This is a genomic window from Flavobacterium sp. (assembly GCF_027531905.1).
GTDB lineage: Bacteria > Bacteroidota > Bacteroidia > Flavobacteriales > Flavobacteriaceae > Flavobacterium.
The window spans coordinates 22,159-36,168 of record NZ_JAPZSU010000002.1 but is presented as its reverse complement, the minus strand read 5'-3'; the positions used below and the strand labels follow the sequence as shown (position 1 = coordinate 36,168).

At 34.8% G+C, this 14,010-nt stretch carries 13 protein-coding genes and 1 tRNA gene; 4 read left to right on the top strand and 10 right to left on the bottom strand.

Annotated features, from left to right (window positions below; genetic code table 11):
- The first annotated feature begins 22 nt into the window (after window positions 1-22).
- Complete coding sequence (locus O9307_RS00320; protein ID WP_298293999.1) at window positions 23-856, top strand: OmpA family protein; 834 nt, start codon at window positions 23-25, stop codon at window positions 854-856.
- Window positions 857-1,109: 253 nt separating this feature from the next.
- Here the strand turns inward: O9307_RS00320 and O9307_RS00315 are convergent, their stop codons facing one another.
- Entirely contained in the window at window positions 1,110-1,730 is a 621-nt protein-coding gene (locus tag O9307_RS00315; protein WP_298293996.1) for an L-threonylcarbamoyladenylate synthase, read from the bottom strand.
- Between the two features lie 46 nt (window positions 1,731-1,776).
- Entirely contained in the window at window positions 1,777-4,110 is a 2,334-nt protein-coding gene (locus O9307_RS00310; RefSeq protein WP_298293993.1) for a UvrD-helicase domain-containing protein, read from the bottom strand.
- Window positions 4,111-4,451: 341 nt separating this feature from the next.
- On the opposite strand from O9307_RS00310, the gene O9307_RS00305 reads away from it, so the two are divergent.
- Window positions 4,452-6,623 (top strand): S9 family peptidase, encoded by a 2,172-nt coding sequence (locus tag O9307_RS00305; protein WP_298293990.1) that lies wholly within the window; start codon window positions 4,452-4,454, stop codon window positions 6,621-6,623.
- 163 nt (window positions 6,624-6,786) lie between these two features.
- Here O9307_RS00305 and O9307_RS00300 read toward each other — a convergent pair whose 3' ends face one another.
- On the bottom strand, window positions 6,787-7,299 hold the full coding sequence (locus O9307_RS00300) for an adenine phosphoribosyltransferase (RefSeq protein WP_298293987.1): 513 nt from the start codon (window positions 7,297-7,299) through the stop codon (window positions 6,787-6,789).
- 113 nt (window positions 7,300-7,412) lie between these two features.
- Here O9307_RS00300 and O9307_RS00295 point away from each other — a divergent pair.
- Window positions 7,413-7,486 (top strand) — tRNA-Arg (locus O9307_RS00295).
- Between the two features lie 61 nt (window positions 7,487-7,547).
- A complete protein-coding gene (locus O9307_RS00290; RefSeq protein ID WP_298293985.1) occupies window positions 7,548-8,126 on the top strand; it encodes a pentapeptide repeat-containing protein in 579 nt (192 codons plus the stop codon).
- Between the two features lie 153 nt (window positions 8,127-8,279).
- On the opposite strand, the gene O9307_RS00285 is transcribed toward O9307_RS00290, so the two are convergent.
- The 7 genes from O9307_RS00285 to glyA all read right to left on the bottom strand — a co-directional run bounded on the left by O9307_RS00285 (window position 8,280) and on the right by glyA (window position 13,959).
- Entirely contained in the window at window positions 8,280-8,960 is a 681-nt protein-coding gene (locus O9307_RS00285; protein ID WP_298293982.1) for an ABC transporter ATP-binding protein, read from the bottom strand.
- Between the two features lies 1 nt (window position 8,961).
- The gene (locus tag O9307_RS00280) at window positions 8,962-10,218 is read right to left on the bottom strand and encodes an FtsX-like permease family protein (RefSeq protein ID WP_298293978.1); all 1,257 of its coding nucleotides are present in this window, start codon (window positions 10,216-10,218) and stop codon (window positions 8,962-8,964) included.
- Window positions 10,218-11,300: an efflux RND transporter periplasmic adaptor subunit gene (locus tag O9307_RS00275; RefSeq protein ID WP_298293975.1), complete on the bottom strand. Its 1,083-nt coding sequence runs from the start codon at window positions 11,298-11,300 to the stop codon at window positions 10,218-10,220. The genes O9307_RS00280 and O9307_RS00275 overlap by 1 nt, the downstream gene beginning before the upstream one ends.
- 113 nt (window positions 11,301-11,413) lie before the next feature.
- The gene (locus O9307_RS00270) at window positions 11,414-11,587 is read right to left on the bottom strand and encodes a GNAT family N-acetyltransferase (protein ID WP_298294460.1); all 174 of its coding nucleotides are present in this window, start codon (window positions 11,585-11,587) and stop codon (window positions 11,414-11,416) included.
- 20 nt (window positions 11,588-11,607) lie between these two features.
- Window positions 11,608-11,910, bottom strand: a complete 303-nt coding sequence (locus O9307_RS00265) for a hypothetical protein (RefSeq protein WP_298293972.1) — start codon at window positions 11,908-11,910, stop codon at window positions 11,608-11,610.
- 52 nt (window positions 11,911-11,962) lie between these two features.
- Entirely contained in the window at window positions 11,963-12,556 is a 594-nt protein-coding gene (locus O9307_RS00260; protein ID WP_298293969.1) for a tRNA-(ms[2]io[6]A)-hydroxylase, read from the bottom strand.
- A 128-nt stretch (window positions 12,557-12,684) separates the two neighbouring features.
- Entirely contained in the window at window positions 12,685-13,959 is a 1,275-nt protein-coding gene (gene glyA, locus O9307_RS00255) for a serine hydroxymethyltransferase (RefSeq protein WP_298293966.1), read from the bottom strand.
- Window positions 13,960-14,010: the final 51 nt, after the last annotated feature.

The window sequence follows — 14,010 nt, the reverse complement described above, 5'->3', positions numbered from 1 at the left end:
AATATTTTTAAATTAAAAAATTATGAGAAAAATAGTAATTGCTTTATCGGTTTTGACTCTTTTAACTTCTTGTGTTTCTAAAAAGAAATACACTGATTTGGAAGCTAAGAACAAAGAAACTCAAGATTTACTGAACACTGCTACTGTAAAATTAAATTCTTGCTTAGAAGAAAAAGCGGGACTTGCAGCTACTGTTGAAGGATTAAAAGAGAAAAATCAATTGTTAATCAACACTTCAAAAGATATGACAGTTCTAACCACAAAAGGAGCTGAAAATATTGAAAAAGCACTAGAAACAATAAAAGAAAAGGATTTAAAAATTAGTAGAATGCAAGACGCATTAACTAAAAAAGATAGCGTAACTCTTGCTTTAGTAACTAGTTTGAAAAGTTCTGTAGGTATCTCTGATCCAGATATTGAAATTAATGTAGAAAAAGGAGTTGTATTTATCTCAATTGCTGATAAATTATTGTTTAAAAGCGGTAGTTATGAAGTAACTGATAAAGCTAAAGCTGTTTTAGCTAAAGTGGCTAAAGTAGTAAATGACAAACCTGATTTTGAATGTATGGTTGAAGGTCACACTGATAATGTTCCTTACAGAAGTAATGGAATAATGTTAGACAACTGGGATTTGAGTGTAAAACGTTCTACTTCTATTATCCGAGTATTGACTAATGATTTGGGGGTAAAACCTGCTCAATTGATTGCAGCTGGTAGAAGTTCATATGTACCATTGGTAGAAAATGACACTCCAGAAAATCGTTCTAAAAACAGAAGAACTCGTATCGTAGTATTGCCAAAAATTGACCAATTCTATGATATGATTGAAAAAGAAATGAAGAAACAACAACAATAAGTAATACTTCGGTATTTTCAAAAAGCGTCTTTTTAAGACGCTTTTTTTATGCAAAAAAGGCAGGTCTCTCGACCTGCCATCATGTATTCTCAATATTATTTTAATAACCAATTAAATATATTAAGAATAGCATTTTATTGTGTTTTTTTCTATGTTTTTAAACATTGCTTATAGTAAATTTAAAAAAAATTTATACAAAAAACAACAGTTATTTCTATTTTTTTAATAAAAAACAACTAAAAATACTATTTTTTTATAATATATCTAAACTCCCTTTACCCTCTCGAACAACAACAGGTTCATAATCAGACAAATCAACTATGGTAGAACCAACATTATCTCCATACCCTCCATCAACAACAACATCTACCAAATTTTGCCATTTTTCAAAAATCAATTCCGGATCTGTAGTATACTCAATCACGTCATCCTCATCGCGAATTGACGTTGAAACGATAGGATTTCCTAACTGACGTACCATCTCTAAAATAATGGAATTGTCAGGAATCCTGATTCCGACTGTGGTTTTTTTCTTGAATTCTTTAGGCAAATTATTGTTTCCCGGCAAAATAAAAGTATATGGACCAGGCAAAGCACGTTTTAAAATTTTAAAAGTTGCGGTATCAATTTGGCGAACATAATCCGAAAGATTACTTAAATCGTGACAGATAAAAGACCAATTGGCTTTTTCTAACTTAATCCCTTTAATTTTAGCAATTTTTTCAAGCGCTCTAGAATTAGTAATATCACAACCCAAACCATAAACAGTATCTGTTGGATAAATCACTAAGCCTCCATCTTTTAAAACTTTCACCACTTTAGCAATTGCTGCTTCACTGGGTTTATCTTCGTATATTTTAATAAATTGTGCCATCTTTTATCTAGATTTTTAATTAGAAGCTTCAGTATTGTATTCTAGATTACCCAATCACTTCTAATTTTGCGAAACGCAATAATAACTTTTTGATACCTCCTACTTCAAACTTAATTTCAGCTTTTTTATCGGCTCCTACCCCTTCTAAATTAAGGATTTGCCCCTTCCCAAAACGTTCATGCATCACCACATTTCCTACCATTAATTGATTGTCAAACAAATTGGCGCTGCCTGAAGAACTTGAACTCCCTACTGGCTTTAATTTACGAATAGTAACTTCTGGTTTAGGCTCATTATCTGTAATGTATTTTGGAGGAGTTCCGGCAACGGGTTTAGCTAATCTTAGTTTTGATTTATCTACATCACCAAAAATATCACTATCAATTTGAGGTTTATAGCGATAATTACTCTCTGCTGGAGTTAAGTATTCTAAAAATTGTCCATCAATTTCTTCAATAAATCTAGAGGGTTCGCTATCCGTTAATTTTCCCCAACGGTAGCGAGATTGCGCATAAGTCAAATATGCTTGATGCTCCGCACGAGTAAGAGCCACATAAAACAATCTTCGTTCTTCTTCTAATTCACTTCGAGTGCTCATACTCATAGCTGATGGAAACAAATCTTCTTCCATTCCAACCACAAAAACATGAGGAAACTCTAACCCTTTTGCTAAATGTATGGTCATTAATGCCACACGATCCTCATCGCTAGTATCTTTATCTAAATCGGTGGCTAAGGCAACATCTTCCATGAATTCTGACAATGCACCGCGAGCCCCTTCAATTTCTTTTTGTCCTTCGGTAAAATCTTTAATACCGTTCAAGAGTTCTTCTATATTCTGGATTTTTGCCATTCCTTCAGGCGTAGCATCTTTTTTTAATTCCTGAACCAGACCTGTTTTTTTGGCCACATGATCTGTTATATAAAAAGCATCTTGATTTTCATTAATAACCTGAAAACTCTGAATCATCGTAACAAAATCCGAAAGTTTTTGTTTGGTTCCCGAGTTCAATTTCAAATCAATTTTATCTACATTTTGCATGACTTCCCAAATCGAACGCTTGTAATGGTTGGCTGCAATCGTCAACTTTTCGATAGTGGTATCTCCTATTCCTCTCGCAGGATAATTAATCACACGAATCAACGCTTCTTCATCTTTGGGATTAATTACTAAGCGTAGATAACACAGAACATCTTTAATTTCTTTCCTTTGATAAAAAGACAATCCACCATAAATACGATATGGTATATCTCTTTTTCTCAAGGCGTCTTCCATAGCTCTTGATTGCGCATTGGTTCTATACAAAATAGCAAAAGCACCGTTATGCAACTGATTTTGCATTTTTTGCTCAAAAATAGTACTCGCGACAAAGCGACCTTCTTCGGCATCAGTCAAACTTCGATGTACTTTGATTTTGGGACCAAAGTCATTGGCAGTCCAAACCACTTTATCTAACTTAGTTTTATTTTTGTCAATAATCGTATTGGCAGCCTCTACAATATTTCGGGTAGAACGATAATTTTGTTCCAAACGAAAGGTTTTTACCCCTTCATAATCTTTTTGAAAATTCAGAATGTTGTTGATATTCGCTCCACGAAAAGCATAAATACTTTGCGCATCATCTCCAACCACACATATATTTTGGAATTTATCCGACAAAGCGCGTACAATTAAATACTGCGAATGATTAGTATCTTGGTACTCATCTACAAGTATGTATCGAAAACGGTTTTGGTATTTAGCCAAAATCTCAGGAAAACGAGTCAATAACTCATTCGTTTTTAGCAATAAATCATCAAAATCCATAGCACCAGCTTTGAAACAGCGTTCTACATATTGCTGATAAATCTCGCCTAACCTTGGTTTTTTGGCCATGGCATCGGCTTCCATCAATTCTGGATTATTGAAATAGGCCTTAACCGTAATCAAACTATTTTTATAACTCGAAATGCGACTCAGAACCTGTTTAGGTTTGTAAATATCCCGATCCAATTGCATTTCTTTGATAATGGACGAAATCAACCGAGCCGAATCCTGCGAATCATAAATCGTAAAGTTCGAAGGATACCCCAAATGATCCGATTCTGCTCTCAAAATTCTAGCAAAAACCGAGTGAAACGTTCCCATCCATAAATTCTTGGCTTCCCCAGAACCCACAATCTGAGCAATACGATTTTTCATCTCTCGAGCGGCTTTATTGGTAAATGTCAAGGATAAAATATTAAAAGCATCAACGCCTTGATGCATCAAATACGCAATCCGAATCGTCAGTACTCTTGTTTTTCCAGAGCCAGCACCTGCGATAATAATCATTGGCCCGTCTTTTTGAAGTACGGGTTCGCGTTGCGCTTCGTTGAGTTGATCGATATATTGATGCATGTCTATTTTCATTAAAGATAGGCAAAAATAAGGATTTAGGCACAATATCCGAAGGCCTTATATCAATTTACTAAATTAAAAAGGAAGGGGATTTACAATAGAAATTAGGGCGTGACCACAGTCATAAAAGGGGCTTTTTAAAACAAGCGTGCTAGTCGCCCCTTTCATTACTGAGGTCGGGCTATCCGCGCTACTTCGGTAGCTCGCTACTATCCCTCACGCAAAAAAAACAAGCACCCAAATGAATTATAAAAAAAATAACACAAAACAGCATAAAGCAAAACCATAATAGTTAAATAGAATTGTTTAAATTTATCCAAAACTAAAATTATAGAACAACTATGACCAAAAAAAGCTTTCTATTAATCGGTGCGGTGCTCTTAGCATTTTCAATCCAAGCCCAAAACAATTCCAAAACACTCACCGCAACCGATTATGAACAAGCGGTAAAGTTTTTAGGATTCAATACCAATAAGTTAGTTTTCAACAGCGCTGTAAACCCAAATTGGCTACCAAATGGTGATTTTTGGTATAACAACACCACACCCAAAGGAAAAGAAATCGTAGTAATCCAAACCGTTGATGGCACTCGAAAAATAGGGGCAGATTTAAAATCGTTACTTCCTGAAAACAACACAACATCTATCTCAACTTATACAGTTAGTCATTTTGAAGTAAAATCTCCAGACGGTAAAAAAGCCGCTTTTATCAAAGATTGGAATCTTTGGATCAAAGATTTGGCTACTCAAAAAGAAACACAACTCACCTTCGATGGTGTAAAAGATTATGGTTATGCCACTGATAATGCAGGATGGAAACATAGCAACAAAGCCATATTATTATGGTCTCCCGATTCTAAAAAAATTGCGACTTTTCAACAAGATCAGCGTCATGTAAAGGATATGTATTTGGTTTCAACCAATGTGGGAGCACCCAAATTAGAAGCTTGGAAATATCCGCTTCCTGGTGATGAAAAAATAATTCAAATTGAGCGTGTAATTATCGAAGTTGAAACGCCAAAAGTTATTCGCTTCAATATAGCTCCCGATCCGCGAAGAGGAACCTTGTGCGATGATATTTCGTGTTCCGGTTCTTTTGATGATAACGAATGGAATGCTGACGGAACAAAATTAGTCTTTGTTTCTACTTCTCGAGATCATAAAGAAGCCAAAGTCAGAATTGCCGATGCCCTAACAGGTGCCGTAAAAGACATCTTTGAAGAAAAAGTGGCTACACAATACGAAAGTGGTCAAGGGAAAGTAAATTGGCATTTTTTAGAAAGCTCTAATGAAATCATTTGGTACAGTGAACGTGACGATTGGGGACATTTGTATTTGTATGATGCCAAAACCGGTAAATTAAAATCGCAAATCACCAAAGGGAATTTTGTAGTGACCCAACTTTTGAAAGTAGACGAAAAAAATCGAGTACTCTATTTTGAAGCCAATGGAAGAGAATCTGGTCGTGATCCTTATTTTAGTCATTTTTACAGAATTGATTTCAGTGGAAAGAACCTTCAATTGCTTACTCCAGAGGATGGAAACCACACCATCTCACTATCTCCGAATGGAGACTATTTTGTCGATACGTATTCGCAACCCAATGTGGCACCCGTTTCGGTGTTGAGAGCTACAAATGGAAAACTAATTGCAACCCTTGAAAAAGCAGATATTTCAAAACTAGTAGCAACAGGTTGGAAAGCACCAGAACCCATCAAAGTAAAATCAAGAGATGGAAAATGGGATTTGTATGGATTGCTTTTTACGCCTACTCATTTGGATCCAACTAAAAAATATCCTGTAGTTAATTACATTTATCCAGGACCCCAAGGCGGCGGTGTTGGCAGTCGTAATTTTTTATCAGCACGAAGTGATCATCAGGCTTTGGCTGAATTAGGTTTTGCAGTGGTTATCATTGATGGAACATGTAATCCAGATCGTTCCAAATCATTCCACGATGCCTGTTATGGCAATATGGCCGATAACACCTTGGAAGATCAAATTTCGGGAATTAAGCAATTAGCTACTAAATACCCATTTATGGATTTGGGCAAGGTGGGGATTTGGGGACATTCAGGTGGTGGTTATGCAACGGCAGCGGCCTTATTCAGATATCCTGAGTTTTACAAAGTGGGAATTTCTGAATCAGGCAATCACGAAAACCGAAATTATGAAGACGACTGGGGAGAACGATATATCGGGCTTCTGACCAAAGACGCCAACGGAAAATCAAACTATGAAGATCAAGCCAATGCTAATTTTGCTTCAAACTTAAAAGGAAAATTATTATTAGCGCATGGCGGAATGGATGACAATGTACCTCCTTACAACACTTATCTAGTGATTCAAGCCTTGCAAAAAGCCAACAAAGATTTTGATTTTATTCTTTTCCCAAATGCACGTCATGGTTTTGGTGCAGACACCTATTACATGATGCGCAAACGATGGGATTATTTCGTAACCCATTTGCTGCAAGCGCAACCTCCGAAGGAATTTTTGATTCAACCGAAATAACAAAGAAAGCAATGTGTAAGCATTGCTTTTTTGTTTTATAAAGCTCATCCACTCAATTTACCAGATTCAAGTTCCAACATTAAGACAACCCAAATTTTTAATTATAAAGCAATTTAAATCGGTTGCTTTTTACTAGAAACTGAATGCAAAAAATTAAATCATTTCAATATTGAATGGCTGCAAATATCTCGTTATTTCCCAGTTTTTCTCTACCGCTTAAAAAAGTGAGTTCCATAATAAAATTATACTGAACGATAATTCCACCTAATTGTTCAACCAATTCCCCCACCGCTTTGGCTGTTCCTCCGGTTGCCAAAACATCATCATGAATGAGTACACGATCTGCTTTTTGTATGGAATCGGTGTGAATTTCTAACGTATCTGTTCCGTATTCCAAGGCATAGGAAGCCGAAATTGTGTCAAAAGGTAATTTATTGGGTTTTCGAACAGGAACAAAGCCTACATTTAGCTCTTGTGCAAGTAGCGTTCCAAAAAAGAAGCCCCTACTTTCTACTCCAATTACTTTGTTTATGCCTTTATCTCTCAAGGTAGAAACCAAGATATCCAAACATTCTTTCCTAGCTATAGCATCAATTAGCAAAGGAGTAATGTCTTTAAACAAAATTCCTTCTTTAGGAAAGTCCTGAATATCACGGATGTATTGATCAACTGTCATTTTTTTTTATTTTTATACAATTTTACTCTTGCAAGTTACACATTTATTCCTATCTTTGCACCCGCAATAAGGCACTAGTACTTTTTTAAAAAGTCGTCTTAAAAAGCAAAAAAGGCCTCGTGGCGCAACTGAATAGCGCATCTGATTACGGCTCAGAAGGTTACTGGTTTGAATCCAGTCGAGGTCACTAAAAAACGCAATTGTCTCTTGATAATTGCGTTTTTTGCTTTAAAACACTTCCTTTGTGTATGCCAAAATACAATCTAGACCAACATTACCAAAAAATTATCTATAACAGAGACGAATTAAATCATCATGAATTCGAGTGCTGTACTTTCGAAAACTGTGATTTTACGGCTTGCAATTTTATGGATGTAACATTTATTGATTGTGTGTTTTCAAAGTGTAATTTTAATGGAGCACACATCAATCACGTGGCGTTACGAACCGTTACTTTTAACCATTGTCAAATCAGAGAAGTTAATTTTGCCATGTGCGATAAATTAATTTTTGAAGTACATTTTCAGCATTGCGTGTTGGACTTTTCAAAGTTTTACACTTTAAAACTAAAAGGCACCACTTTTAAGAATTGTAGCTTAATCGCCGTTGATTTTATGGCAACTGACTTAACCGAAAGTATTTTTGATAATTGCGACTTATATCGCACCGAATTTGACAAAGCTATTGCCAACAAAGCGAATTTCAAAACAAGCTATAATTATACTATAGATCCTTCCAGAACCAAACTCAAAAAGGCAACTTTCAGTCTCAACGAAGTAAAAGGCTTACTCTTTAAGCACGAAATTCTAATAGAACCCATGGTCTGAAATTGCTTTTTTCCACATAGGAGAAACATTGAATTTATGGGTTCTAAAAGAATGAAATAGACGTTTTACTATTCACATAGCAACTAGAAACGAATAAGTATTATTTCTTTTAATTCTTTACTCAATTAGCTTTGAACTAATAAATTACGTAGACTAGCTCTTTATAATTCGACCGTCTTGCATGGTTATTGTTCTATCTGAACGCTCTGCAAAATCATTATCATGCGTTACAATCAATAGTGTCTGCTTCTGCTCATGGGTCAATTGCTTAAAAATATCAAACACTAGGTCGCTGTTTTTTTTATCTAAATTTCCTGTAGGCTCATCTCCCATAATGATTAAAGGATCATTGATTAACGCTCTCGCTATAGCTACCCTTTGTTTTTGTCCACCGCTCAATTGATTGGGCAACTTCAAAGCATGTTCGTGCATGTCTAATGTTTTTAGATGCTCCATTGCACGATGTTCCACTTCTTTTTCAGAAAATTTAGCCAATTTCAAACCAGGAAGCATCACGTTTTTCAGCACATTATATTCATTGAGCAAATAATGAAATTGAAAAACAAAGCCAATTTTTTCATTGCGAATCAAAGCCAATTCTTTATCGGGTTTTCCAGTAATCAATTCGTTATTCACAAACAATTGTCCATCATAATCCGTATCCATGGTCGAAAGCAAATACAACAAGGTTGACTTTCCACAACCCGACTTCCCTACAATCGAAACAAACTCTCCATGATTGATATTCATGTCAATTTCCTTCAATACTTGAAATTTAACGGGATCATAAAAATATTTACTCAATCCGATAGTTTGCAGTACTTTATTTTCCATTTTATTTCCCTCTAATAATTTCTACTGGATCTACTTTGCTGGCTTTTAAAGCAGGAAACAAACCTGCAATAGTAGTAGTGAACAACGCAAATACAATTCCGATGATATAATATAAAATATTGAAATTAATTGGATACGTTTTAACCGTTGGCAAAGCCGCAGTTTCAAAAGGAATCACATCAATAATTGAAGTAAAAATAAAGCCAAAAATGAGACCAAAAATACCACCCGCCAAACCAATAATTATAGATAACGAAACAAAAATCCACTTGACGTCATTTCCTGAAAAGCCAGTCGCTTTCAAAATAGCAATACTGTCCATTTTCTCGTAAATCATCATGTTTAGAATATTGTAAATTCCAAAACCAGCCACAATCAACAACACGATTCCAACCGCATAGGAAATTATTGTTCGCACAGAACTTCCGGTCTCAAATTGTGAATTGGCCGTTTGGTAATCAATAGTGTCCAATTGATACGTAGCTTGCAATTCTTTGGCTACAAGGGGTGCCGAAGTCATATCAAACAATTTAATCTGAATATCTGTAATGTAATTTGTGGCTTCACCCAACATTTTTTGAGCCGTATCTAAAGAAGTATAAGACATTGTATCGTCTATTTCTGCAATACCAATTTGTGAAATCCCAACTACTTTTAAGGTGGCCAAATTCCCTTTGGATGTGGTGACTTTGATTCGGTCTCCAACAATTAATAGCATTTTATCCGCCAACCCTTTACCAATAACAATACTATTGTTTTGCACCAAATCGGTTATCTTTCCTTCGATGATATAATCACTAGTTTGAAACAATTTTTCTTCTGCCAAAATAGCTATCCCATTCACCACTCCAGAAATCTCGATAGTTCCCGAATTATAAAAAACGGGTGCCACTACTTTGGGAGCCACATCAATGATTCTTTTATCTTCTTTAAGAGCTTTGATAATTGGAATTCCGTTATAAATTGATTTTCCTCTATCTTTAGGCTTTATCGAACTGATAAAATTGGTACTATTTTTATACGCTTTAGCTAAATAAACAGGCTGATCTTTAGTGGGTTTTATCTCGTTATACAACCTTACATGCGGCGTTCTGTTGAGCATTAATCCATCTAATAAATCATTGAGTCCGTTCATAAAACTCACCAATGCAATAAACATAGCGATACTAAACGTAACCCCAATTGCTGCCACAATCGTTTGTTTTAATCGCGCACGCAACAAATGCAAAGCGATGTTTAAGATAAGTTTGTAGTTCATTAGTTCGGTTTATAAAGTGTTTCATTAGCTTTTAACCCTTCTAAAATCTCTACTTTTTTATAATCACTTAAGCCGACTTTTACTTTACGTTTTTCATCTTTATTGACTAAGACATACGTACCCTCTATTAAATATTCTTTCGGAATAGTGATGGCATTTTTCTTGGTATGAATTATAATATTTGCTTCTGCGGTTAGATTGGGAAATACGTTTGGAGGTGTTTTTAAAAATCGAGCTTCAATTTTAAACGTTCTAGAGCGCTCATCCATAATTGGATATATTTTTGAAACGATGGCATCAAATACAATTCCTTTGTAACTATCCATCGTAACTACTATTTTTTGACCTAATTGCACACGAACCATATCGTTTTCGTCCACATCAAGCTCAAGAATAAAATTATTGCTTTTACCAATTGTAGCAATTGGCATTTGGGTTGTAACAAAAGTACCGTCTTTAACCGGAAGATCAAATAACTGTCCTTCAAACTCACTTTTGACACTATAATCACTTTGGTTTTTTAGACTAATTTTTAGATTATTGGCATTTTTATTTTGTTCATTTTGGAATTGAATTTTTTGTTGTGTCAACTGATTTTTAGCCATTTCAAGACTACTTTTAGAACTTTTATAAGCTTGCTCTACTCTTTCAAAATCAACTTGTGAAATACCTCCATACTTCAAAGCATTCTTATTTCTACTATATATTGATTCGTCAAGAACTAATTTGTCTTTTGCTGCTTGAATCTTTAACTCTAATTCAGCAATTTTATCCTGAATGTAGCGATTTTCTTTCTTACTTATTTCATAAGCTAATAAAGCATTTTGAGTATTCAAATCCGCTTTATCGTTATCTAATTCAAATAACACTTGTCCTTTGTTGATTTTCTGACCGACAACTACTTTTGTTTTTTTTAAAATTCCATTTACGGTAGAAAAAACGGTGTATTGATCTTTAGCTTTTATCACACCCGAAGCATAGACGCTTTCGGTAATATTACCAATAGTTGGTTGGATTTCTTGAGATTCTTTTTTGGAACAATTTATTAGAAGTATCGAAAGAAACGACACTAATACATACATTTTTGACCGCATGGTATTTATTTATTACGAAGAAAATTATATCATAAATATACGACTTTTCTACCTAGCAATATAATATAATACAAAAAACAAATTAGCATATAAAATGCCCCCTATATTGATCGTTCCATCACATAATCCTCCATCATGTAGCCATGTTCTAACTCGATGTTTACCTCACTACTGATAGAAAAACCCATTTTTTCATAAAAAGTAATCGCTTTATTAAAGCGATTGACATTCAGACACAAGGTAAGAGAACCTTGCTTTCTCGCTTCAGAGGCGATATAATCTATAAGTACTTTACCTACTCCTTTGCCTTGGGCGGAAGGAAGTATATAAATTTATGAATCTTAGTTTGTTTTTGATGGTCGTAATTGCATTCAAAAGAAGCAAAACCTAAGGTTTGGTTTCCTTCATTTTCCAAAATAAAATGATGTCCTCTTTGCGTTACACTTTCCTTTAAAGCCACATCGTTATAAAATGCGCCCAACATATACTCTAATTGAGTTTTGGCTAAAATTTGACCGTAAGCCACTGGCCATGTTTCGTAGGCAATGGAACGAATCGTAGCAAAATCGTTGTCGGTGGCAGAATGAACTGTAATCATAAAATTAGAAAATTAAATTTACACTTAAACGAGGTCTTTTTATGATAAAAAACTAACCATGAATCGTTTCGTTTTTACCATAATTTGTGATGATAGATTCTTCAAAAACCAACCATTCTCTCCAGCGTTTTTCCACATCAATTCCTACTCCGTATTTACGTGCATAAGTAATGAAAGTAGTGTAATGTCCAGCTTCACTTTCCATCAAATCACGATAAAAAGAAGCCAATTCTTCATCTTGAATATTCTCAGAAAGTACTTTGAAGCGTTCACAACTTCTAGCCTCGATCATGGCAGAAAACAACAAACGCTCCACTAAACCCGAAACTCGACTACCATCAATACTTCTTTTCATATACAAATACAATTCATTCACATAATCATCTTTGCGTTCTCTACCAAGTTTCAAACCTCGCTTGATGATAATGTTATGTACTTGCTCAAAATGATCAATTTCTTCTTTGGCTAATGCCAATAAATCTTGCACTAAATCTTGATGTTCCGAATTATTCGTAATTATTGTAATGGCATTGGTAGCTGCTTTTTGCTCACACCAAGCATGATCGGTTAAAATTTCTTCAATATTTTTCTCCACGATATTGACCCATCTTGGATCTGTTGGTAATTGCAAACGTAATACGCCCATTGTTTTATTATTTAAAAGTTTGAAATTGTTTAAAGTTGTATTAAAAATGAAAAAAGTTTAAAGTTTTGAAATGCTTTTAAACATCAACAAAACCTTAAACCTTTAAATTTTAAATTTTAAAACAAAAATTAGAATACAAAAATGGCTCTTTCACTCATCATTTCATTGACTTGAGCAGCCACTTCTTCTATAACATCCTCATTTGTATGATTCATTAATACTTTATCAATCATAGCAACAATAGTTTCCATATCTTCTTCAACTAAACCACGAGTTGTAATAGCTGCAGTACCTACACGGATACCTGAAGTTACAAAAGGAGATTTATCATCAAAAGGAACCATGTTTTTATTAACGGTTATTTCAGCTTTTACTAATGCATTTTCTGCATCTTTTCCTGAAATATTTTTATTTCTTAAGTCAATCAACATCATGTGATTGTCTGTTCCTCCAGAAATGATTTCGTATCCTCTAGCTACAAATGCCTCAGCCATAGCTTTAGCATTTTTTTGCAATTGCATAGCATAAGTAAAGAACTCATCTTGTAAAGCTTCACCAAAAGCAACTGCTTTAGCAGCAATAATATGCATTAATGGTCCACCTTGATTACCAGGAAAAACAGCTAAATCCAATAAAGATGACATCATACGAATTTCACCTTTTGGCGTTTTGTGTCCCCAAGGGTTTTCGAAATCTTTACCCATCATAATCAAACCACCACGAGGGCCACGAAGTGTTTTATGCGTAGTAGTTGTTACAATATGACAATGAGGAATAGGATCATTCATTAAACCTTTAGCAATCAAACCAGCAGGATGAGAAATATCTGCCATCAAAATTGCACCAACACTATCCGCAATTTGTCTGAAACGAGCAAAATCCATATCGCGAGAATAAGCAGATGCTCCAGCGATGATTAATTTAGGCTGCTCTTTAGTAGCAATTTCTTGAATTTTATCGTAATTCAAACGACCCGTTTCTTTGTCTACTCCATAAAAAACAGGATTATAGAGACGTCCTGAAAAATTAACTGGAGAACCGTGTGTTAAATGCCCACCGTGAGACAAATCAAAACCTAAAATAGTATCTCCTGGTTTCAAACAAGCGTGATATACCGCTGTATTGGCTTGAGATCCTGAATGAGGTTGAACATTGGCATATTCAGCACCAAATAAAGCTTTGGCTCTGTCTATAGCAATTTGTTCCACCACATCTACTACTTCACAACCTCCGTAGTATCTTTTACCAGGATACCCTTCAGCATATTTATTCGTTAAAACAGAACCAGCTGCTTCTAAAACTTCATCACTTACGAAGTTTTCTGAAGCGATAAGCTCTAATCCGTGTATTTGTCTATCTTGTTCTTCAAGAATAAGGTCAAAAATTTGTTCGTCGCGTTGCATTTTTTTGTTTTTCGTTAATTATGGCGCAAAAATACAAAAAAACGTTTGGTT

What these genes read in the sequence shown, in the direction of transcription:
- O9307_RS00320 (WP_298293999.1), top strand. Translation starts at nt 23, where the DNA reads ATGAGAAAAATAGTAATTGCTTTATCGGTTTTGACTCTTTTAACTTCT.
- O9307_RS00315 (WP_298293996.1), bottom strand. Translation starts at nt 1,730, where the DNA reads ATGGCACAATTTATTAAAATATACGAAGATAAACCCAGTGAAGCAGCA.
- O9307_RS00310 (WP_298293993.1), bottom strand. Translation starts at nt 4,110, where the DNA reads ATGCATCAATATATCGATCAACTCAACGAAGCGCAACGCGAACCCGTA.
- O9307_RS00305 (WP_298293990.1), top strand. Translation starts at nt 4,452, where the DNA reads ATGACCAAAAAAAGCTTTCTATTAATCGGTGCGGTGCTCTTAGCATTT.
- O9307_RS00300 (WP_298293987.1), bottom strand. Translation starts at nt 7,299, where the DNA reads ATGACAGTTGATCAATACATCCGTGATATTCAGGACTTTCCTAAAGAA.
- O9307_RS00290 (WP_298293985.1), top strand. Translation starts at nt 7,548, where the DNA reads ATGCCAAAATACAATCTAGACCAACATTACCAAAAAATTATCTATAAC.
- O9307_RS00285 (WP_298293982.1), bottom strand. Translation starts at nt 8,960, where the DNA reads ATGGAAAATAAAGTACTGCAAACTATCGGATTGAGTAAATATTTTTAT.
- O9307_RS00280 (WP_298293978.1), bottom strand. Translation starts at nt 10,218, where the DNA reads ATGAACTACAAACTTATCTTAAACATCGCTTTGCATTTGTTGCGTGCG.
- O9307_RS00275 (WP_298293975.1), bottom strand. Translation starts at nt 11,300, where the DNA reads ATGTATGTATTAGTGTCGTTTCTTTCGATACTTCTAATAAATTGTTCC.
- O9307_RS00265 (WP_298293972.1), bottom strand. Translation starts at nt 11,910, where the DNA reads ATGATTACAGTTCATTCTGCCACCGACAACGATTTTGCTACGATTCGT.
- O9307_RS00260 (WP_298293969.1), bottom strand. Translation starts at nt 12,556, where the DNA reads ATGGGCGTATTACGTTTGCAATTACCAACAGATCCAAGATGGGTCAAT.
- glyA (WP_298293966.1), bottom strand. Translation starts at nt 13,959, where the DNA reads ATGCAACGCGACGAACAAATTTTTGACCTTATTCTTGAAGAACAAGAT.